We start from the raw sequence: 20,949 nt of genomic DNA, 5'->3' as shown, positions 1-20,949 counted from the left end.
TGGGTGGCGATGGGGCGTGGTCAGACGCACCCGGTCGGTCGACCGCGCTTCGTCAAGAAGACGTGACTCTGGGTGAATAACTGTGTTGGCGCAGCCGGATCACATCCGCAGCTGCGGCCAATCCAGCACGTCGGCCGAGAGCGCCGCGACCGTGGCGAGCAGACCCAGCCGGGCCTGACGCAGCCGTGGGTCCTCCGCCATCACGAAGACCTCGTCGAAGAACGCGTTCACCGGACCGGTGAGCCGACCGGCGATCTCGGTGAACCGGTCCAGATCGATGCCGTGGTCCAGATCGGCCTGGACCTGCTTGACCACCTCGTGCAGCCGTACCTCGGCCGGCTCGGTGAGCAGCGTCGGATCGTAGCCCGGCGGTACGTCGGCCGGCACGATCCGCCGCGCCCGCTGCAACGCCTCGGCCAGGTCACGGAACTGCTGATCGTCGAGGAGCCGGTCGAGCTGCGCCAACAGCCGGTCGACCAGCTGCGGCCGATCGGCGTGCGGCAGCACCGCCCGGACCCGGTCGACCGGCTGACTCTCCTCGGTCAGCAGTTGCTCCACCCGGCGGGTCAGGAACTCGCCGATCTCGTCGAGTACGGCGTCGCTGACCGGCACCGGCTGCCGACGGGCCGCCGCCGCGAGCCCGGCGGTCAACGACAATCCGGTCAGGACCGGCTGGCTGCGATGCACCGCCAGCAGGCCCAGCACCGCCCGCCGGATGGCGAACGGGTCGCTGCTGCCCGTCGGCAGGCCGACCGTGGCGGCCAGCCCGGTCACCAAGTCGAGCCGGTCGGCCAGCGACAGCACCGCACCGGGCAGAGTCTGCGGCAACTGGTCACCGGTGCTGCGCGGCAGTTCGGCCTCGAACACCGCGTCGGCCACCGCCGCCGGCTCACCGGCGTGCGCGGCGTAGTCGCGGGCCATCACCCCGGCGAGGCTGGTCATCTCGGTGACCATCTGCGAGCCGAGATCGAACTTGACCAGCTCGGCGGCGCGCGCCAGGGCCTGCCGGTCGGTCGGGGACAGGTCGACCTGCTCGGCCAGCTCGACGGCGAGGCCGCCGACCCGTCCGGCCCGGTCGGCCATCGACCCCAGCTTGTCGGTGAAGGTCAGCCGGGCCAGTCGGGCCCGTAGCTCGGGCAGCGGCGTCTCCCGGTCCGCGCGGTAGAAGAACGCCGCGTCCTCGTAGCGGGCCCGCAGCACCGCTTCGTTGCCGGCCCGGACCAGGTCCTGGTCGATGGCGCCGTTGGCGACCGCCACGAAGCTGGGCAGCAGCGCACCCTTCGCGTCGCGCACCGGCAGGTACCGCTGGTGCTTACGCATCACCGTGGCGAGCACCGCCTCGGGCAACTCCAGATAGCGTTCCTCGAATCCGCCGAGCAGCGGCGTCGGCTGCTCGATCAGATCGACGATCTGGGTCAGCAGGCCGGCCTCGGCGGCCAGGTCCACCTGCCCGCCGGCGGAGGCGGCGAGCTCGGCGGTGGCGGCCGAGATGATCTCGCGACGCTCGTCCGGGTCGACGACGATCCCGGCGGCCCGGACGGTGTCCAGGTAGCTCTCCGCGTCGGCCACCGGGACCGTCGACTCGGCCGCCGTCCGGTGCACCCGCGTGGTCCGGCCCGCGGCCAGGGTGGACACCTCGACCGGCACGACCACGTCGCCCCAGAGGGCGAGCAGCCACCGGATCGGCCGGGTGAACGACAGCTGCGGATCCCGCCAGCGCATGTTCTTGGCCGACCGCAGACCGGTCACCACCCCGGCCAGGACTTCGGTGAGGACCGTCGCGGCGGGGCGGCCGGGCTCATCGCGCAGCACCGCCAGATGCGGTACGCCGCCGATCTCGACCTGAGCCAGCTCGGTCACCTCGACACCCTGCGACCGGGCGAAGCCGCTCGCCGCCGGGGTGGGGGTGCCGTCGGGGCGGAACCCGGCGGCGACCTTCGGACCGCGTACGGTGCGGGTGTGGTCGGGCTCGCGGGCCGCGACCCCGTCGACCACCGCCACCAGCCGGCGCGGCGTGGCCAGCACCTGGATCGGGCCGTGCGTCAGCCGGGTGCCGGCCAGCCGCTCGGCGAGCAGCCGGGCCACCTGCTGACGGCCCGAACGGACCTCCGACGGTGGCATCTCCTCGGTGCCGATCTCGAAGACCAGCCGCCGGGCCGGGCCCGACGCTTCGGCCGGCGCGGCCGACGGGTGCGCCTGGCCGGCCGGTGCCGGTGGCACGACGCCCAGCGGGTGGCCGAGTTCCTCGCGGCGGCGGGCCCACAGCCGGGCGACCTCGCCGGCGAGCCGGCGCATCCGGGCGAACTCGGTGGCCCGGTCCGCGGTGGAGACGGCACCGCGCGAGTCCAGCACGTTGAAGGCCTGTGAGCACTTGAGGACGAAGCTGTGCGCGGGCACCGGAAGCCCGGCGTCGATCATGCGCTGCGCTTCGGCGGCGTACAGGTCGAGCAGCTGCCGGTTGGTGGCGACGTCGGCGTCGTCGAGGTAGTAGCGCGACATCTCGTACTCGCCCGGGCCGAAGATCTCCCCGTACGAGACGCCGGGGGCGTACTCGATCTCCTTGAAGTGGCGGACCCCCTGCAATGCCATCATGATCCGCTCGATGCCGTAGGTGATCTCCACCGACGGCACGTCGAGGTTGATCCCACCCGCCTGCTGGAAGTAGGTGAACTGGGTGATCTCCAGCCCGTCCAGCCAGACCTCCCAGCCCAGCCCCCACGCGCCGAGCGCGGGCGAGGCCCAGTTGTCCTCGACGAACCGGACGTCGTGCGCGGTGACGTCGATGCCGAGCGCGGCCAGGCTGCCCAGGTAGAGCTCCTGCGCGTCACCCGGTTCCGGCTTGAGGATCACCTGGAACTGGGTGTGCGTCTGGACCCGGTTGGGGTTCTCGCCGTACCGGGAGTCGTCCGGGCGTACCGACGGTTCGACGTAGGCGACCCGCCACGGTTCGGGACCGAGGACCCGCAGGAACGTCGCGGGGTTGAGCGTACCGGCGCCGACCTCGGTGTTCATCGGCTGGACCGTGAGGCAGCCCTGCTCGGCCCAGTACGCCGCGAGGCGGGCCAGCGCGTCCTGCATCGTCAGCACGAAATGCTCCCAAAGTCGGTCGTGGCCGGCATGCCGGAGATCTGGCAGCCAGCGGCTCGGTCGGTTCCAACCGGCAATTCTATGGACCGACCCGCTGGCGGGCCGAGCGGGTTGTGCGCGGGAGCGCGGCTCGGCTGTCAGCCGGCTCGGCCGTTAGCCGGTGAAGTCCCAGGCGTGGTACGCCTCGACCGTCAGCCAGGCGGTGACTCTCGGATGCTCCCGGTCGGCATAGGGCCGGCCGGTGAAGTGCTGGGCGAGCAGGTCGATGTCGGGCAACCGCGGATCGGGGGAGAGGGACACCGTGCCGCGCAGGCCTTTTCTCACGCTACCGGGATCGGGCAGCGGTCGGGTCGAATTCCATCAGCCGGTGGCACCATCGACGCGGTGGAACGGATCCGGCGCGGCTATCTGCGGCAACGGGCCAGGGCCGGCGGCACCTGGCATTCGTACGTGACCAGGCGGGACGCGGCCGGCCGGTGGCAGCCGGTGATCGTCGACGACGCCGACCGGATCGTTCACGGCTACAGCGTGCAGAAGCTGGCCGTCGCCACCGCCGTACTCGACAAGGTCGACCGGGGTCTGCTGCGGCTCGACCAGAAGCTGCACCTGACCGCCGACCTCGTCCTGGGCGGCAGCGGCATCTACCACCTGCACGGCGTCTGGGGCGACGACATCACCATCGCCAACGTCCTCACCGCGATGCTGTTGGTCTCGGACAACACGGCGGTACGGATGTGCGGCCGGGTCGCACCGGCGACGGAGATCAACGACATCCTGGCGGCGAAGGGGTTCACCCACACCCGGGTCGAGCCGGTCGCCAACCAGAACGCGTTCCACCTCGGCACGACGACCGCCCGGGAGACCCACGACCTGCTCACCCGGCTCGCCGACCACCGCCTGCTCAGCGACGCGTCCTGCCGGTTCCTGCTAGGCATCCTGCGCTGGGTCGACGGCTACCACGACGGCGTACGGCGGGTGATGTCGTCGAACGAACGCAGCCGGACCGCCACGAAGCACGGCGCGGACCACGATCCGGGCGGGGCGGCCCGGCACGAGGTCGGGATCATGTTCACCGCCGACGGCGCGCCCACCCTGGTGTACGTCTTCTTCGCCGATGGTCTGGGCGACGAAGACAACTACGGGGCCACCCACCCGGCGGTCGAGGCACACGCCGTGCTCGGCCGGGTCATGTTCGACCACGTCGCCGCGGCGACCATACCGGGCACCGGAGCCCGGCCGGTGCCGCCGCGGATCCGGCCGGTCGACGGCGGCTGACGCGTCGACCGGCGCGATGTCGTGCTGGTTGTTTACCGACGCGATGTTGTGCCGGCTGGTCGCTGCCTTCATGCTGGGAACCGGGGGCGGTACGGTCCAGCTGGTCCGATGTGGCCCCCGGGGCTGAAGGAGTTCCGGTGCCGCGGCGCGTCCTGACCGGTTACCTCGTGGTGCTGGCATGTCTCGGTGTCGCCGTCTTCGCGGTGCGCGCCGGTGCCGCACTGTGGTGGGGACTGACCGGTGTCGCCAGTGTCGCCGCGATGGTCTGGGGAATCCACCACCACCGTCCACCTCGGCGGGTTCCGTGGCTGCTGTTGGCCGGCGGCGTCGCCGTGCTGGCCGTCGGTGACGTCTGCTACGAGCTCTCCCCACGATTCACCGACACTTCCCTGGGCCTGCTCGCCGAAGGTCTCTATCTGGTCAACTTCGGACTGCTCGCGGCGGGTGTGCTGATCCTGACCCGCACTTCGGTAGCGCTGCGGGACCGGGCCGGGTTGCTGGACACCCTGATCCTGTTCCTGGTCGCCGGGTTGGTCACGTGGACACTCGTGGTCGGCCCGGCGTTGGTCTCGGTCGACCTGCCGACGGCCGCGAAGGTACTGCTGTCCCTGCAGAGCCTCGGCGGCGTACTCGTGGTCGTGGTGATGCTGCGACTGGCCGCCGCGGCCTGGCGCGACCCGTCCGTACTGCTGCTGGCGATCGGTGCCGCGAGCCTGCTGCTGGCGGACCTCTACTACACCGTCGCGCAGCTCGGCGACGGCTGGCGACCGGGGATCCTGGCCGAGCTGGGATGGTTCACCTTCTATCTGACCTGGGGTGCCGCCGGTCTGCACCACAGTATGGCCAGGTTGGCGACACCGGCGCGGCCCAGCGCGGACGAGATCGCGGCGATGCGGGTCAGCATGGTGACGCTGACCTGCCTGACCGTGCCCGTCCTGTTGCTGTTCCGGGCCTTTCTCGGCGGCCCGTCCGATCTCGCCGTCGACCTGGTCATCGCTGCCGTCACCGCGCTGACCATGGTGCTCGCGGTGATCCGGTTCACCGACTCGGTGCTGGGACATCGTCGCGCGATACGCCGGGAACAGTCGTTGCGGGAGAGCGGTGCCCTGTTGCTGTCGGCCACCACCGTGGAAGAGGTGGCCGCCGCGATCCGGCGCTCCGTGGCGCGGCTGCTACCGGTCGACTCCGCCTACCAGCTGCTGTTCGCGGTGTGCCGCCCGGCCGCCGAGGCGGGCGTCGCGCTGGCCGGTCCGACCGGCTGGCGTCCGCAGATCGTCGTCGACCACGCCCTGCCGGTGGGCGGTGTCGGTGCCGAGCGCCGCAGCCGGCTGATGCCGACCCGACTGCTGCATCCGGACCTGGTCGACCTCTTGACGCCGGCGCCCGCGACGCTGATGGTCTCCCTGGCCGCCCCGGTGCCGTCCGCCGGCTCCGGCGTGGTCCTGTTGGTCGCCGCCGAGAACGGCGTGCTGGCGGCCAGCCGGGACGCCGTCGAGGTGGTCGCCGGTCAGGCCGTGTCGGCGGTGCACCGGATGGCGGTCGCGGAGGAAGCCGCCCTGCGGGACCGGGACCGTTACCTCGACCTGATCGCGGGGACCGCCGGTGAAGCGGTGATGATCGTCGGTTCCGATGATCGGATCCGGTACGCCAGTTCGCCCTGTGGTCCGTTGCTCGGTGTCGACCTTCAGGTTCTGGCCGACTGGCGTGATCTGATCCACCCCGACGACCACGCCCAGGTGGCCCGGACCCTCGCCGACGCCAGCGAGCGGGGTGCCGGCCGCGCGGTCGGTGCGCAGTGGATTCTGCGCCGCCCGGACGGCAGCCATGTGCTGCTGGAGGTGCGCTGTCGCGATCTGCGTCAGGTGCAGGGGGTACGCGGCCTGGTGCTGAACCTGCGGGACGTGGCCGCACTGCGGCGCAGGGAATCGGAGTCGGCCCGTCGGCGACTCGACGGGAGCGCGCCGGGACAGAACCGACGCAGTCTCCGGCAACGGTTTCGCTGACCTCGGGTGGCCGGAGGTGTCCCCTCGGGGCGGCCGACCTCGTGTCGTATTTGCACTGGAATGTGGATAGTGTAGACCGAAGGTGCTATGTCGGTTCTTCCGTACGGTGCTTAACGGGCAAACTCCCTGCGGTCCGCCCGTTGTGCCGTACCGGCTGCGTGGTTAAGCTTGGTTCGCGCGCCCCTATCGCCCGCTTCCCCCGTGGCAGGCGATCGGGGCGCGCTTTTCGTGTCACCCGCTTGTCTGGGTCACCCGCATTGGTGTCGCCGGCCCGGTCCTGCGCATCCGGGCCGGCCGCCCGACGTCCGACCGATCAGATCCAGCGGCCGCCGAGCCACATCCGGGCAGACCAGTCCTCGTACGGCAAGGGCTGACCGACGAAGATCGGATAGAAGTAGGCGAAGCAGACCGCCACCAGCAGCACGTAGGCACCGACGATGACCGCGCCGATCATTCGCCGGTCACTGTTGACCGGACTCGACGGTGCCGTCGCGCCGTTCGCCGGAGTGGCGATCGCGCCGAGCACGTAGGTCACCGCCAGCACCATGAAGGGCAGCGCCGGCGCGGTGTAGAAGGAGAACATCGTCCGACCCTCCATGGCGTAGTAGAACCATGGCAGCAAGCCGGCCGCCACCGCCGCGAGGATCGCTCCGGCCCGCCAGTCCCGGCGGGCGATACCGAGCCAGACCAGCGCGGCCAGCGCCGGCAGGAACGACCACCACAGCAGCGGCGTACCGAGCAGGAGCACCTCACCGGTGCAGCTCGCCGCGCCACAGTCGGTCTGGTCGGACCAGTAGAAGGCGACCGGACGGCCCAGTAGCAGCCACTGCCAGGGCCACGACTGGTAGCGGTGCTCGACCTCCAACGTGCTGTGGAAGCCGTACGCCTGCTGGTGGTAGTGCCACAGATTGAGCAGCGCCCCGATGAACGGTGGCTCGGACATGCCGTTGTCGGCCCGGTAGTGCCGCAGATAGCCGCCGTCGGTCGACAGCCAGCCGGACCAGCTGGCGACATAGGTGCCCAGGATCAGGACGCCGCTGAGCAGCAGCCAACCCGCCTCGTCGATGACGGTGTCCCGCCACGGGCGGCGTACCCCCGCCGACCGTCGGGCCCCCACCTCCCACCACACCACCAGCAGTCCGAAGACCGGGATGAACCACAGCGCGCTCCACTTGACCGCGAGGCCGCAGCCGAGCAGCACCGCCGCGAGTAGCCGCCACCACGGCACCTCGAAGGGCGGCCGACCGGCACGGCCGGGTCGGGTCGGGTCCAGGCCGTTCTCCATGGCCCGTAGCCAGCGTCGCCGGGACCAGTCCCGATCGACGACCAGCGCGGCGAACGCGGCCAGGACGAAGAACGCCAGGAAGATGTCGAGCAGGGCGGTCCGGGACAGGACAAGGTGGAATCCGTCCAGCGCCAACAGCAGCCCCGCGATGCAACCGAGCACGGTCGAACGGAACAGCCGGCGGGCGGTCCGGGTGATGATCAGCACCATCAGGATGCCGACGACGGCGGCGGAGATCCGCCAGCCGAACTCGGTGAAGTCGAACGCTCTGATGCCCAGTGAGATGATCCACTTGCCGAGCGGCGGGTGGACCACGTACGCGGGGGTGTTGTTGGTCTCGTCCCACTCGAAGCCGTACTGCCGAAGCTCGTTGGCCTCGTTGGCGTAGTACACCTCGTCGAAGACGGTGCCGGACGGATGGCTGAGATTGAGCAACCGAAGCGCCGCGCCGATCGCCACGACCACAGCGGTAGCCAGCCAGGACCACGGATCCAGCCAGTTGTCCAGCGGTGCCAGCCGGCGCCGGATCACCGCTGGCAGGCCACCGCTGGCCTGATCGTCCCGGCCCGTGCCCCGGCCGGCCGGATCGGCGTCGGCCGGCTGGGCAGGTCCGATCGAGTCGGCGTCCGGCGGGCTCGCTGGCCGCGCCCTCGCCGTCGCCGGGTCACCGCTTACTGCGTCAGAAGTCGCCGCCGAGATCACGCAGTGATCGTAGGCCGCTCATCGACGATCTGGGGAGCTTCGCTCACCAGATGGCATTTCGGGTCGTCGATATGTTCCCGCCGACCGGCGGCATGTTCTCACCAACTGGCGGCGAGGAAGCCGGCGGCGACGACCACCGGCGCGGCGAGCGCGGCGAGCGTGGCGCCGTGGCGCGCCGAACGGGTGGCGAGCCGGCGGGCTCCACTACCCCAGACCAGGCCGACGCCGCAGAGCAGGACCAACGTCCAACCGACCGCCCACCGCAGATGCGTCATGGCCAGATCGGCCACCACGTACGCGGTGCCCCGATCGGGGTGCAGCATCCGCGCGGCCAGTTCGGTCCCGTACGTCTGCTGGTGCGGCGCAACGCCCAACAACCGGACCTGATCGGCGGTGAAGCCGGTGTGGGCGACGAACTCGCCGAGGCACCGCTGCCCCAGCCCGCTTCCGGTGCACCCGGTGACGGTGGCGGTGCCGGCGGTGCCTCGTCCGGTGGCGAGCCAGAGTGGTTCGGCGCTGACCCAGCCGAAGAACGCCGCCGCCGCTGACAACACCAGGATCCAGGCGATTCCGGTGGCCGGCCGGCGGGGCTTGCGGCGTCGACTCCGGGTACGGACGGTGCGGCGGGCCGTCGCGTCGCTGCGTCGTACCGGTCGCCGGCCCGGCGTGGTGGCCTCGACGGGTGGGGCCGGTTCCGGCTCCTCCGGCACGTCCGTTGCTGCGTCTCGGGCGGCGTCCCCGCCGGCGGCCTCCGTCTCGTTTCCGACCTCGTTACCGAGCGTACGTGTGGCCTCGTCGTGCGGCATCGCTTCGGTGTCCTGCTCGGAGTCGGCGCCGTGCTCGGAGTCGACGTCGTGCTCGGAGCCGGTGCTGTGCTCGGAGTCGACGTCGTGGGTGGTCGGATCCTCGATCGCGGCGGCCGCTTCGGTGCGGGTCGGCTCCGCCGCGACCTCGGGAACCTCCGGCTGCGCCGCTGGCCGTGGTCCGGTCTCGATCTCCCGGCGCTGTCGCACCCGGATGCCGGTCCGGCGGTCGTGACCGCGTGGCCCTGCCGCGCGAGCCGGCCGGGCGGTGCCGCCGTGCCACCAGGTGGCATCGGGGCCGGTGGCCGCCCACGGGCTCGGCGGGTCGACTGACCCGGCGCGAGGGCCAGCGAGGGCGTCAGCGGACGTGCCGGTCGGCGCACCGGCGGGTGGGGTCGGCGCTGGGTGCGGATCCACTGCCTCCGGACCGTCGCTGGGGTGCGGTACGGCGGAATCACGGGTCACTCCGCCATTTGACACCCCACCGGCGGCGCGGTGGTGGTAGCCCGAGGGCGTGTCGCGGCACGGGTGGATCGACCGCTGGCCTCGCGACCCCGTCCACCTACAGCTCGTACGGCAGGTCGGTCGGCCCCTCGTCGGTGATTTCCGCGGTCGGCGCCCAGACCTCGTAGACGCCGCGCTCGTAGCATTGCGCGCCGAGGCCCGCGACCGCCTCCGGTGTCGGATGGCACAGCCGGAGCCGGCTCCACCCGGTTTCCTGCCGGAGCACCTGGCACCGGGCCTGCCGCCAGGTGGTGAAGCGGAGCCGGCGGGCCATCGTTTCGATGGGGTAGCGAGCTGCCCTGGTCATCGACAGAATCCGGAAGTCGTCCGGCGGATCGGCGACCGCCTCGTAGTACTGGCCGTGATAGCCGCCGACGAGCTGGCTGGGCTGGGCCACGTCTGCGGTCCGGAGATATTCCTGGTCGGAGGAGATCTCGGGAATCCCGTCCAGCAGGTGCCGCCACTGCGGGCCGGCCATCCGGATCCAGCCCCGCTGCTCCGGTTGGAAGGTGTAGAGCACCAGCTCCGCGCCGTCCGGTGTGTACGCCAGCAGTGCCGCGTTCGCCGACAGCGGTACGTCGGTGAAGTTCGCGGTGACGAACTCCGGGATCAGGTGCCGGTCGCTCGGGGTGAATCCGGTGCCGAGCACCGGCGGGCCGATCCGGTCCCGGGGCGGCATGGTCACCAGTCCCTGGTACGCCGGGCCGGCCGGGATCTCGTAGTCGACCGGGTCGATGGCCCGCCAGCGCAGGGCGTACGCCACGTCCAGGCTGTCTCGGCCGGCGTCGCCGTCGGTGCGCAGCAGGGTCAGATCCGTCGGGGTACGCAGGTGCGCGATGTCGTATTCGCGGTAGCAGAAGCCGGCGGGCGACCAACCGCGCAGGAAGCCGGCGGCCTGCCGGCCGGAGAGCACCTTCATCATCCGGGTGCCCCGCGCGATCGTGGCGGTCCGCCGGATCCCCGCGATCGCCGGCTCACCGGCTCGGACCTGGGCCTGACTGAGCTGGTGGACGTCCGACCAGGTCGTGGTCCTGGTCAACGGTGCCATCAGCGGGGCGTCCAACGTGTTGCGTACCAGCGCACCGCCATGGCCACCGGCCCCGGTCCTGGAGCCAGGATCGGGCCGTTCGCCGTGTACCGCGCTGATCTCGGTGACGTGCACGAAGCGGTGCCACTGTCCGCCGACCCGGTCGGTGGGGTGGAAGCCGGCGTCGGCGGTGGGGCTGATCAGCCGGTAGGCCGCGCCGCGCGCGATCTCCTCGGCGGCGTAGACCGAGCCGGCGTACTCGACGCGCAGACCGGCTGCGGCGTCAGCCAGGTCACCTCGCGGGAAGCTCACGGTCACCGCGCCGAAGGTAGTCGGGTCGTGACCGTACCGGGTGAATTCGCGGTTACCGGGCTGTGTCTATTGTCGCAGGTGACAGGGGTTGTCGTGGGTTCTGGCCGGACATCGTCCGAGCCGCCGGGTAGGTCCGTGATCGGTCGGCTGTCGGGCGTGTGATGCTTTCCGGGATGATGCAACCAGCTGAGACCCGCCGCCAGCGGGCGGCCCGCCGGGCGGGCGAGTTCCCGCCGGCACCCGAGCCGCTGCCGGTGCCGGTGATCGACAGCCACACCCATCTCGACCTGACGAGTGCCGAACCGGGGGCACCGGGCCGGGCGAACACGTCCGGCAGCGTCGACGGCGCTGGCGGTGCTGGCGGAGGCGGAGACGTCGCGGGCGGTGGCGACCCGGTCGCGGCGCTCGTCGACGCGGCGGTCGCGGTCGGCGTCGACCGGCTGGTCCAGGTCGGTGTCGACCTGGACTCGTCACGCTGGGGGGTCGACCTGGCGGCGCGGACGCCGGCGGTGGTCGCGACCGTGGCTCTGCATCCCAACGAAGCACCCCGCCTGGCCGAGCTCGACGAGGCGCTGCGGGTGATCGAGGCGCTGGCCGCCGCCGACCGGGTACGTGGCGTCGGCGAGACCGGGCTGGACTACTTCCGGACCGGGCCGGACGGCCTGGCCGCCCAGGAGGCCAGCTTCCGGGCCCATGTGGCGATCGCCAAGCGGTACGGCAAACCGCTGGTGATCCACGACCGGGACGCCCACGCCGACGTCCTGCGGGTGCTCGACTCCGAAGGCGCGCCGGACACCGTGGTCATGCACTGCTTCTCCGGCGACGCCGACTTCGCCAGCGAGTGCGTACGCCGGGGGTTCGTGCTCAGCTTCGCCGGTACGGTGACCTTCGCCAACGCTGCCGGGCTGCGCGCCGCGGCGACCGTCACGCCACTGGACCAGCTGCTGGTCGAGACCGACGCGCCGTACCTCACTCCGGTGCCCCACCGGGGGCGGCCCAACGCCTCCTATCTGATTCCGGACACCGTACGGGCGTTGGCGCGGACCGTCGACGCCGATCTCGACGAGCTCTGCGCGGCGCTCTCGGCCACCGGCGACCGGGTCTTCGGGCCGTGGTGACCGGCGGCTTGGCCGTGGTGGTCCGCCGGTGACCGGGCTGCTCGGTCCGGCGGAGATCCGGGATCTGGCCGGTCGGCTCGCGGTGGCTCCGACGAAACGGCTCGGGCAGAACTTCGTGCACGACCCGAACACGGTCCGGCGGATCGTTGCCGCCGCCGAGTTGCCCGCCGCCGCGGTCGTCCTGGAGGTCGGTCCCGGGCTGGGCTCGCTCACCCTGGGCCTGCTCGACCACGTACGGCATCTGCACGTGGTGGAGATCGACCCGGTGTTGGCGGCGGCGCTGCCGGGCACGGTCGCCGATCGTGGTGGGGATCTGGGCCGGCTGACGGTGCACCAGGCGGACGCGTTGCGGATCACCGGTGCCGCGCTCGGTGCTCCGGCACCGGACGCGCTGGTGGCGAACCTGCCGTACAACGTCGCGGTGCCGGTGGTGCTGCACCTGCTGGCCGAGCTGCCGAGCCTGCGGCGCGGGCTGGTGATGGTGCAGAAGGAGGTCGCCGATCGGCTGGTGGCGGGTCCGGGCTCGCGCACGTACGGCATTCCGTCGGTCAAGCTGGCCTGGTACGCCGCCGCCCGGACCGCCGGGCGGGTCCCGCCGAGCGTCTTCTGGCCGGTGCCCAACGTCGACTCCGGCTTGGTGGCGTTCACCTGCCGCGAGCCGCCGCTGGTGGTGGCGACCGAATCGGAGCGGGCGTTGCGGCAGCGGGTCTTCGCGGTGGTGGACGCGGCGTTCGCGCAGCGCCGCAAGACTCTGCGGGCGGCGTTGGCCGGCTGGGCCGGCGGTCCGGCGCGGGCCGAGGAGGTGCTGGTCGCGGCCGGGATCGACGCGCGCGCCCGGGGCGAGGAGCTGACCGTCGCACAGTTCGCGGCGATCGCGGCGGCAGCGCCGATCGTCACCACGACGGCCGAGTAGGCTGACGCCGTGATCGTGACCAGAGGTACGTGCCCGTCCTGCTCGCGCAGGGGTTTCCCCCGGTGACCGAGGCGTGGCGGCCGGACGACGAGGATGAGCGGTCCCGCCGGGGTGCCTGGGGTTCGGTCAAGGTACGAGTGCCCGCCAAGATCAATCTGCGGTTGTCGGTCGGTCCGCTGCGGCCGGACGGCTACCACGAGATCGGCACCGTCTATCACGCGATCGCCCTGTACGACGAGCTGACCGCCCGCGAGGGCGACAATCTCACCTTGACGATGGACGGCGAGGGCACCGGCGTACTCGCCCTCGACGAGTCCAACCTGGTGATCCGGGCCGCTCGGGCGTTGGCCGCGCACGCCCGGGTGCCGGCCAATGCCCGGTTGCATCTGCGCAAGCAGATCCCGCTGGCCGGGGGCCTGGCCGGCGGGAGCGCGGACGCCGCCGCCGCGCTGGTGGCCTGCGACGAGCTGTGGGGGACCGGGTTGTCCCGCGACGAGTTGGCCGGTTTGGCGGCCGACCTCGGATCGGACGTGCCGTTCCTGCTCTACGGCGGTACGGCGGTGGGCACCGGCCGTGGCGAATCGGTCAGTCCGGTGTTGGCCCGCCCCACCACCTGGCACTGGGTCGTCGCGGTCGCCGACGGTGGCCTGTCCACCCCGCAGGTCTACGCCGAGCTGGACCGGCTGCGGGCGACGGACGCGGCGCCACCCCCGGTCGGGCAGTCCGACGACCTGCTCGCCGCGCTGCGTCAGCGGGATCCGCTGGTGCTGGCCGCCGCCCTCGGTAACGACCTGCAGCCGGCCGCCCTGTCGTTGCGTCCGGCGCTGGCCGACGTGCTCGACACCGGGGTGGCCGCCGGGGCGCTCGCCGGACTGGTTTCCGGCTCCGGTCCGACCTGTGTGTTCCTCGCCGCCGACGGCAAACAGGCCGAGGCGGTCGCCGACGCGCTCGCCGACGCCGGGGTCTGCCGTGACGTGCACCTCGCGTACGGCGCGGTGCCCGGCGCCCGACTGGTCTGATCGGCCGGATACCGTCGCTCACATGGTGAACATCGTCAACCTGGACCGGGTCTCCAAGGGCTACGGTGCCGCAGGACCTTTGCTCACCGAGGTGTCGCTGGGGCTCGACGACAGCGACCGGATCGGCGTGGTCGGACTCAACGGCGCCGGCAAGTCGACGTTGCTGCGCATGCTCACCAAGGTCGAGGCACCCGACGACGGGCGGGTCACGCACCGACGGGATTTGCGGGTCGCGGCCCTTCCGCAGGCGCTCGATCTGGCTCCCGACGCGTCCGTACGCGACGTGGTGCTCGGCACCGCCTGGCTGTCCGACGGGTTCGGCGCGGAGCACGAGTGGGCCGGTGACGCCGGGGTCCGTGGGGTGCTCGACGGGCTGGGCATGCCCTATCTGGGTCTGGACCAACCGGTCGGCCCGATGTCCGGTGGGGAACGCCGCCGGATCGCCCTGGCCGCGTTGCTGATCCGCCCGGCCGAGCTGCTCGTGCTGGACGAACCCACCAACCACCTGGACGTGGCCGGGGTGGCCTGGCTCGCCGACCATCTGGTGCATCGTCGGCGCGGGGCCCTGGTGGTGGTCACCCACGACCGCTGGTTCCTCGACGCGGTCTGCACCGCGACCTGGGAGGTCGCCGACCAGACGGTCCGCGCCTACGAGGGCGGGTTCGCCGCCTGGACGCTGGCCCGCGCCGAGCGGGAACGGGTGGCGGCGGCGACCGAGGCCCGTCGGCAGAACCTGCTCCGCAAGGAGATCGCCTGGCTGCGACGCGGCCCGCCGGCCCGGACGTCGAAGCCGCGGTTTCGCATCGAGGCGGCGAACGCGCTGATCGCCGACGTGCCGCCGCCCCGGGACTCGGTGTCCCTGCAGCGGCTGTCCACCGCCCGGCTCGGCAAGCAGGTCTACGAGTTGGAGCAGGTCACCGCGTACGCCGGGGACAAGCTCATCCTCGACGACCTCACCTGGCAGGTCGGTCCGGGTGACCGGATCGCGGTGGTCGGCGCGAACGGTGCCGGTAAGACGACCCTGCTGCGGCTGCTCGCCGGCGTACGGGCTCCGCAGGCCGGCCGGGTGATCACCGGGTCGACGGTCCGGCCGGCGTTCCTGTCGCAGGAGCTGGCGGAGCTGCCGTCGACGTTGCGGGTGCTGGAGGCGGTCGAGGAGGTCGCCCGGCGGGTGCAGTTCGGTGACCGGGAGCTGGCGGCCTCGCAGCTGGCCGAGTTGTTCGGTTTCGACGATCGGCGGCTGTGGACCCCGGTCGGTGACCTGTCCGGCGGCGAGCGTCGGCGGCTGCAGATGCTGCGGTTGCTCGCCGCCGAACCGAACGTGCTGTTGTTCGACGAGCCGACCAACGACCTGGACACCGACACCTTGGCCGCCTTGGAGGATCTGCTCGACTCGTGGCCGGGCACCGTGGTGGTGGCCAGCCACGACCGCTATCTGATCGAGCGGGTCACCGACGAGGTGTACGGCATGTTCGGCGACGGCCGGTTGGTGCATCTGCCGGGTGGGGTCGACGAGTATCTGGCGCGGGTGGCGGCCGGGCCGGCCGGCGGCCGGGGCGGGACCGCCGCTGGTGGACCCGGCGGCGGGACCTCCGCCGGCCGACCCGGCGGCGAGACCGCCCCGACCAGTGCGGCGGTCCCGGCGGACGGGCTGTCCGCCGGTGAGGTCCGCGTGGCCCGCAAGGAGCTGGCCCGGCTGGAGCGGCAGGTCGGCAAGTTGGAGCAGCAGGAGGCGGCGTTGCACGACGAACTCGCCAGGCATGCCACCGACTTCGAGCGGGTCGCCGAGCTGGACGCCCGGTTGCGACAGGTGCAGGCGGAACGTGGCCGGGTCGAAGAGGAGTGGCTGGCCCTGGCCGAGCAGGTGAGCTAGCCGGCTGAGCCAGCCGGCGCGGGGGCGGGTGAGCCAGACCGCGTGGACCCAACCCACCGGAGGCGCGTCGTGGGCGGTAGGTGAGAATACCGGAGACCAGCTCACGTCCGGCGTTGGAGACACCCCCATGGCGCACACCCCCGTCAACCACCCCGCCCGGCCGATCTATCGGGCGATCGCCGCGATCACCGGCCTCTACCTGGTCGTCTTCGGCATCCTGGGGATTGTCGGGACCGGTGGAGAGGATCCCTTCACCCAGGAGGAGATCCGGGTGCTGGGGCAGGGGGCCAACCTGGCGTTCGCCGTACTCAGTCTGGTGCTCGGGGTGGTGATCCTGGCCGGCGTCGGCATCGGCCGCAACGTCGACACCGCGATCAACAAGATCCTGGGGTACGGCCTGATGGCGCTGAGCCTGGCCGAGTTGGCGGTGCTGCGGACCGACGCCAACGTCCTCAACTTCACCGTCGCCACCTGCGTGGTGATGATGATCATCGGCTTGGTGCTGTTGACGGCCGGGATGTACGGCAAGGCCGGCACCGAGGAGGAAGCCAAGGCCTGGCAGGACGGCCGCCTGCTGCTCTGATCGGGTCCTCCCGCTGCCGCCCGCGCGCCGCGTACTCGCCCGCGCGCCGCGTACTCGCCGGTTTTCCTGCGGCTGGGCCCCCGACCGGCGACAATCGCAGGGACGCGCCCGCGAAGCTGTCGCGGGCCGGGTACGCCGCCTGGAGCAGTGATGGCTCACATCCCGGTCAATCATCCGCTACGACCGGTCTACCGGACGATCGCCGGGCTGACCGGGCTCTACATTCTGGTATTCGGCATCGCCGGGGTCCTCGCTACCTGGGGAGACCCGCTGTTCGCCCGGGACGACGTCTGGGTGCTCGGGCTGCGGACCAACCTGGCGTTCGCGTTGTCCTCGGTCCTGTACGGCGGGCTGATCCTGATCGGGGCGATCGCCGGCGGACGGTACGGGCACCTGGCCAATCTGACCATCGCGGTGGTCTTCATGGTCACCGGCCTGCTGATGATGGCGGTCCTGCGGACCTCGGCCAACGTCCTGAACTTCTCCATGTCCACGGTCGTCGTGTCGCTGATCTTCGGAATGATCTTCCTGGCCACCGGCCTGTACGACAAGGTCGGCCCGGCGGAGGAGGCTGACACACAGGACCCGTACGCCCGCGACGGGGCACCCGTCCCGGGCCGGCACCGCGACAGCAGCCGTACCAGCACCTGAGCCGTGCTGGTGCGGCCGCGTACGGGTCAGCGACCGCGAGCGCGACCGCGGCGGCGGGTGAGCAGAATAGGTTTCGCCTCCAGATGCGACAACCCGTTCCACGCCAGGTTGACCAGGTGCGCCGCGACGGTCTCCTTGCGTGGTTTGCGTACCTCCAGCCACCATCTACCGGTCAACGCGACCATGCCGACCAGGGCCTGCGAGTACAGCTCGGCGAGTTTGGGATCGTAGCCCCGGCTCTTGAACTCGGCCCCCAGGATGTGCTCCACCTGGTGGGCGACGTCGTTGAGCACGCTGGAGAAGTTGCCGGTGGCCGACAGCGGCGGCGATTCCCGGACCAGCACCCGGAAGCCGTCGGTTTCCGCTTCGATGTAGTCGAGCAGCGCGAGGGCGGCCTGCTCGAGTAGCTCCCGGGGGTGACCGGCGGTCAGCGCGGTGGTGATGCGGTCCAGCAGGGCGCGAACCTCACGGTCCACCACCACCGCGTAGAGACCCTCCTTGCCGCCGAAGTGCTCGTACACGACGGGTTTGGAGACCTTGGCGCGGGAGGCGACCTCTTCGATGGAGGTGGCGTCGAACCCGCGTACGGCGAAGAGTTGTCGACCGATGACGATCAGCTGCTCGCGCCGCTGCGCGGCGGACATCCGTACCCGGGAACTCGGCTTCGCCGGCACCGCCGCCGGTCGTGGCGGCGGTGCCGGCGGCGATGCTGGTGTCGACGGGGTGGCTGCGGCGCGCGAGCCGTCACCGTTTGTGATCGGATGCTCAGTCACTCGGCCCATCCTGCCAGTGCGGGGCCACGGCGCGGGTGCCCGGCACCGACCCGATCAGGCCCCGGTGGCCGGGTTGATGCGCTTGGCGGCGATGCGTTCCGGCTTCGGCCAGCGGACGTTCGACGCGGCACCGGACTTTTCCAGCAGCCAGATCACCCGGGCGGAGATGTCGATCTGACCGCGCAACACGCCGTGGCGGGCGCAGGTCGGATCGGCGTGGTGCAGGTTGTGCCAGCTCTCCCCGAAGGAGAGGATGGCCAGCGGCCAGAAGTTGGACGCCTTGTCGCCTTGACGGACCTCGAAGGGGCGCTCACCGTAGACGTGGCAGACGGAGTTGATCGACCAGGTGATGTGGTGCAGCAGCGCGACCCGGACCAGACCGGCCCAGAAGAACGCGGTCAGCGCGCCCTGCCAGGACCAGGTGACCAGTCCGCCGATCGCGGCGGGGGACAGCATCGTCACGACGACCAGCAGCGGGAAGAGCTTGTCGATCCGCCGGATGTCCTTGTCGGCGAGCAGGTCCGGGGTGAAGCGTTCCTGGTTTGTCATGTCACGGTGGAACAGCCAGCCCATGTGGGCGTAGAACAGACCTTTGGTCAGGCCCCAGACGCTGGGGCCGAACCGCCACGGGGAGTGCGGGTCGCCCTCGACGTCGGAGAAGGCGTGGTGTCGTCGGTGATCGGCGACCCACTGGATGATGTTGCCTTCGATCGCCAACGACCCGGCGAGCGCCAACGCGATCCGCAGCCACCGCTTCGCCTTGAACGAGCCGTGCGTGAAGTAGCGGTGGAAGCCGACGGTGATGCCCAGCCCGGCGACCACGTAGAAGACCAGCCCGATGATCACGTCGGACCAGCCGAGCCAGCCGCCCCAGGCGACCGGAACAGCGGCGATCACCGCCAGGAAGGGGATGATCACGAAGGCCCCGAGGGCGATCAGGACGCCGACGGACTGCTTGCCGACGGTCAGGGGTTTGGGGGCGGGGCCGGCGGTGGCCGGTGGCGGCTCGAGAAGGGCGGTGGACATGGCACCTCACAGCGGTGACGGTTCGACCGCGTGCGCCGGGGCGTTCGAGCCGTTGCGGCGGCCAGCGGTGAAGATCGGAAACTTACGCCTACGTCACCGTAACCTACGGAGCCGTAGTTTTCTACGGTAGCGGTACCAGGACCGATCCAGATCACGATGACGACCAGCAACGCGCGGCCGTCGACGCGGCGTGGGCCGGTACCCGCCCTGCGGACGGCCTGTCGCCGTCGGCGCGGCATGGGCGGGCGGCCCGGTCGGCGGTGGCACGCTAGGCTGTCCGGTAGCACGATCGGCCGTGGTGTAATTGGCAACACCTCGGGTTTTGGTCCCGATATTCTAGGTTCGAGTCCTAGCGGCCGAGCTTCCCATGGCACTCAGCCTCGCTGTGCTGACGCTGAGTGCCATCCGTGGTCAAGCCAACGTGTGCCGCTGTCCTGACGGGAGTTTGTCGTGACCCAGCCCCGGTCCCGCACGGTGGTCGTCCTGGCCGCCGGCGAGGGCAAGCGGATGAAGTCGGATCTGCCCAAGGTGTTGCATCCGCTGCTCGGCCGGACCCTGGTCGGGCACGTGCTGACCGCCGCCCGCGCGACGGGCGCGGACCGGAGTCTCGTCGTGGTCGGTCACCGGGCGGACCTGGTCACCGCCCACCTGTCGGAGATCGCCCCGGACGCCGTCCCGGTGCTGCAGGCCGAACAGCACGGAACCGGACACGCCGTACGCCTGACGATGGCCGCGGTACCCGACGTGACCGGCACGGTCGTGGTGCTCAACGGTGACGTACCCCTGCTGCGCCCGGAGACGGTCGCCGACCTGATCGCCACCCACGAGGCCGCCGACGCGGCGGCGACGGTCCTGACGGCGGAGGTGACCGACCCCACCGGTCTGGGGCGGATCGTGCGCACCCCGTCCGGGGCGCTGGAACGCATCGTCGAGGAACGGGACGCCAGCCCGCAGCAGCGGGCGATTCGTGAGATCAACGCCGGCATCTACGCCTTCGACGCCGCTGGTCTGCGCGACGCCCTGGGCAAGCTCTCCACCGACAACGACCAGGGCGAGGAGTACCTGACCGACGCGGTCGGCCTGCTCGCGGCGGCTGGTGCGCCGGTCGGAACGTACGTCGCCGCCGACGTCACCGAGACGCTCGGCTGCAACGACCGGGTGGAGTTGGCGCGGCTGCGCCGGTTGCTCGCCGACCGGGTCAACGAGGCCTGGATGCGCAGTGGAGTGAGCATCCTGGATCCGGCGACGACCTGGATCGACGTAACGGTCGAGGTGGCCCGGGACGCGGTGATCGACCAGAACACCCAACTGCGGGGGGCGACCACGATCGATGCCGGGGCGATCATCGGGCCCGACGTCACGCTGATCGACACCGTGGTCGGCGCGGGCGCGACCGTGCTGCGCTCCCACGCCAAGCAGGCGCGCGTCGGGGCCGGCGCGAGCGTCGGTCCGTACGCCTATCTGCGTCCGGAGGCCGACCTGCACGACCGGGCCAAGGTCGGCACCTTCGTCGAGGTCAAGAAGTCGCAGATCGGTCCGGGTGCGAAGGTGCCACATCTGAGCTACGTCGGCGACGCCACGATCGGCGCGGACGCCAACATCGGCGCGGCGACCATCTTCGTCAACTACGACGGGGTCGCCAAGCACCACACCACCGTCGGGGAGGCCGCCTTCGTCGGCTGCGACAGCAGCCTCATCGCGCCGGTGGAGATCGGGGCGGGGGCGTACGTGGCGGCCGGCAGCGCGGTCACCGGCGAGGTCCCGCCGGGCGCTCTGGCGGTGACCCGTGCCCCGCTGCGCGTCGTCGACGGCTGGGTGCGGTCCCGGCGGGCCGGGACGAAATCGGCGGAGGCGGCCCGGCGGGCCACCACCGAGCCGCCGGGCGCCACTGGGCAGCCGGGCGCCGACCAACCGGCCACCACCGAGCCGCCGGGCGCCGAGCCATCGGGCGTAGCCGAGCCGCCGGGCGCCGAGTAGCTGGCCGCCAGCCGGCCA

16 protein-coding genes and 1 tRNA gene are annotated in these 20,949 nt (G+C 71.5%); 10 read left to right on the top strand and 7 right to left on the bottom strand.

The features are described from left to right. Positions 1–99: 99 nt before the first annotated feature. Complete coding sequence (locus O7632_RS28885) at positions 100–3,078, bottom strand: glycine--tRNA ligase (RefSeq protein WP_278120485.1); 2,979 nt, start codon at positions 3,076–3,078, stop codon at positions 100–102. 162 nt (positions 3,079–3,240) lie between these two features. Beyond that, a complete protein-coding gene (locus tag O7632_RS28880) occupies positions 3,241–3,411 on the bottom strand; it encodes a hypothetical protein (RefSeq protein WP_278118899.1) in 171 nt (56 codons plus the stop codon). Positions 3,412–3,471: 60 nt separating this feature from the next. Between O7632_RS28880 and O7632_RS28875 the strand changes: the two genes are divergently transcribed. Together O7632_RS28875 and O7632_RS28870 are read left to right on the top strand one after the other, a co-directional pair. Beyond that, positions 3,472–4,362 (top strand): serine hydrolase, encoded by an 891-nt coding sequence (locus O7632_RS28875; RefSeq protein ID WP_278118898.1) that lies wholly within the window; start codon positions 3,472–3,474, stop codon positions 4,360–4,362. A 137-nt stretch (positions 4,363–4,499) separates the two neighbouring features. After that, positions 4,500–6,365 carry a PAS domain-containing protein gene (locus O7632_RS28870; RefSeq protein WP_278118896.1) on the top strand — a complete coding sequence of 622 codons (1,866 nt, stop codon included), beginning with the start codon at positions 4,500–4,502 and terminating at the stop codon, positions 6,363–6,365. 313 nt (positions 6,366–6,678) lie between these two features. Here O7632_RS28870 and O7632_RS28865 read toward each other — a convergent pair whose 3' ends face one another. From O7632_RS28865 to O7632_RS28855, 3 genes are all read right to left on the bottom strand, one after another. Next, positions 6,679–8,190 carry a phospholipid carrier-dependent glycosyltransferase gene (locus O7632_RS28865; protein WP_278120483.1) on the bottom strand — a complete coding sequence of 504 codons (1,512 nt, stop codon included), beginning with the start codon at positions 8,188–8,190 and terminating at the stop codon, positions 6,679–6,681. Between the two features lie 260 nt (positions 8,191–8,450). Next, positions 8,451–9,620 (bottom strand): hypothetical protein, encoded by a 1,170-nt coding sequence (locus tag O7632_RS28860; RefSeq protein WP_278118895.1) that lies wholly within the window; start codon positions 9,618–9,620, stop codon positions 8,451–8,453. Positions 9,621–9,717: 97 nt separating this feature from the next. Next, on the bottom strand, positions 9,718–11,004 hold the full coding sequence (locus tag O7632_RS28855; RefSeq protein ID WP_278118893.1) for a hypothetical protein: 1,287 nt from the start codon (positions 11,002–11,004) through the stop codon (positions 9,718–9,720). 155 nt (positions 11,005–11,159) lie between these two features. Between O7632_RS28855 and O7632_RS28850 the strand changes: the two genes are divergently transcribed. The 6 genes from O7632_RS28850 (at position 11,160) to O7632_RS28825 (ending at position 17,155) form a co-directional block, all read left to right on the top strand. Then, positions 11,160–12,116 (top strand): TatD family hydrolase, encoded by a 957-nt coding sequence (locus O7632_RS28850; RefSeq protein ID WP_278118892.1) that lies wholly within the window; start codon positions 11,160–11,162, stop codon positions 12,114–12,116. Positions 12,117–12,144: 28 nt separating this feature from the next. Continuing rightward, positions 12,145–13,029 (top strand): 16S rRNA (adenine(1518)-N(6)/adenine(1519)-N(6))-dimethyltransferase RsmA, encoded by an 885-nt coding sequence (rsmA, locus tag O7632_RS28845; RefSeq protein ID WP_278118890.1) that lies wholly within the window; start codon positions 12,145–12,147, stop codon positions 13,027–13,029. A gap of 62 nt (positions 13,030–13,091) precedes the next feature. Beyond that, positions 13,092–14,048, top strand: a complete 957-nt coding sequence (locus tag O7632_RS28840) for a 4-(cytidine 5'-diphospho)-2-C-methyl-D-erythritol kinase (protein WP_278120481.1) — start codon at positions 13,092–13,094, stop codon at positions 14,046–14,048. A gap of 22 nt (positions 14,049–14,070) precedes the next feature. After that, on the top strand, positions 14,071–15,921 hold the full coding sequence (locus O7632_RS28835; protein ID WP_278118887.1) for an ABC-F family ATP-binding cassette domain-containing protein: 1,851 nt from the start codon (positions 14,071–14,073) through the stop codon (positions 15,919–15,921). Between the two features lie 127 nt (positions 15,922–16,048). Then, the gene (locus tag O7632_RS28830) at positions 16,049–16,504 is read left to right on the top strand and encodes a DUF4383 domain-containing protein (RefSeq protein ID WP_278118885.1); all 456 of its coding nucleotides are present in this window, start codon (positions 16,049–16,051) and stop codon (positions 16,502–16,504) included. 150 nt (positions 16,505–16,654) lie between these two features. Then, positions 16,655–17,155 carry a DUF4383 domain-containing protein gene (locus O7632_RS28825; RefSeq protein WP_278118884.1) on the top strand — a complete coding sequence of 167 codons (501 nt, stop codon included), beginning with the start codon at positions 16,655–16,657 and terminating at the stop codon, positions 17,153–17,155. A gap of 26 nt (positions 17,156–17,181) precedes the next feature. Here the strand turns inward: O7632_RS28825 and O7632_RS28820 are convergent, their stop codons facing one another. Both O7632_RS28820 and O7632_RS28815 read right to left on the bottom strand, forming a co-directional pair. Further along, positions 17,182–17,799 (bottom strand): TetR/AcrR family transcriptional regulator, encoded by a 618-nt coding sequence (locus O7632_RS28820; protein ID WP_278120480.1) that lies wholly within the window; start codon positions 17,797–17,799, stop codon positions 17,182–17,184. A gap of 183 nt (positions 17,800–17,982) precedes the next feature. Then, positions 17,983–18,954, bottom strand: coding sequence for an acyl-CoA desaturase (locus O7632_RS28815; RefSeq protein ID WP_278118881.1), 972 nt, complete (start codon positions 18,952–18,954; stop codon positions 17,983–17,985). Positions 18,955–19,243: 289 nt separating this feature from the next. On the opposite strand from O7632_RS28815, the gene O7632_RS28810 reads away from it, so the two are divergent. Then, positions 19,244–19,315: transfer RNA gene (locus O7632_RS28810), tRNA-Gln, on the top strand. An 89-nt stretch (positions 19,316–19,404) separates the two neighbouring features. Then, complete coding sequence (gene glmU, locus O7632_RS28805; protein WP_347403609.1) at positions 19,405–20,931, top strand: bifunctional UDP-N-acetylglucosamine diphosphorylase/glucosamine-1-phosphate N-acetyltransferase GlmU; 1,527 nt, start codon at positions 19,405–19,407, stop codon at positions 20,929–20,931. Positions 20,932–20,949: the final 18 nt, after the last annotated feature.

Origin of the sequence: Solwaraspora sp. WMMD406 (assembly GCF_029626025.1) — a bacterium.
In the GTDB taxonomy this organism is placed as follows: Bacteria; Actinomycetota; Actinomycetes; order Mycobacteriales; family Micromonosporaceae; genus Micromonospora_E.
Note: the sequence above shows the minus strand (reverse complement) of the source record. Positions and strands in the feature narration are given on the sequence as shown.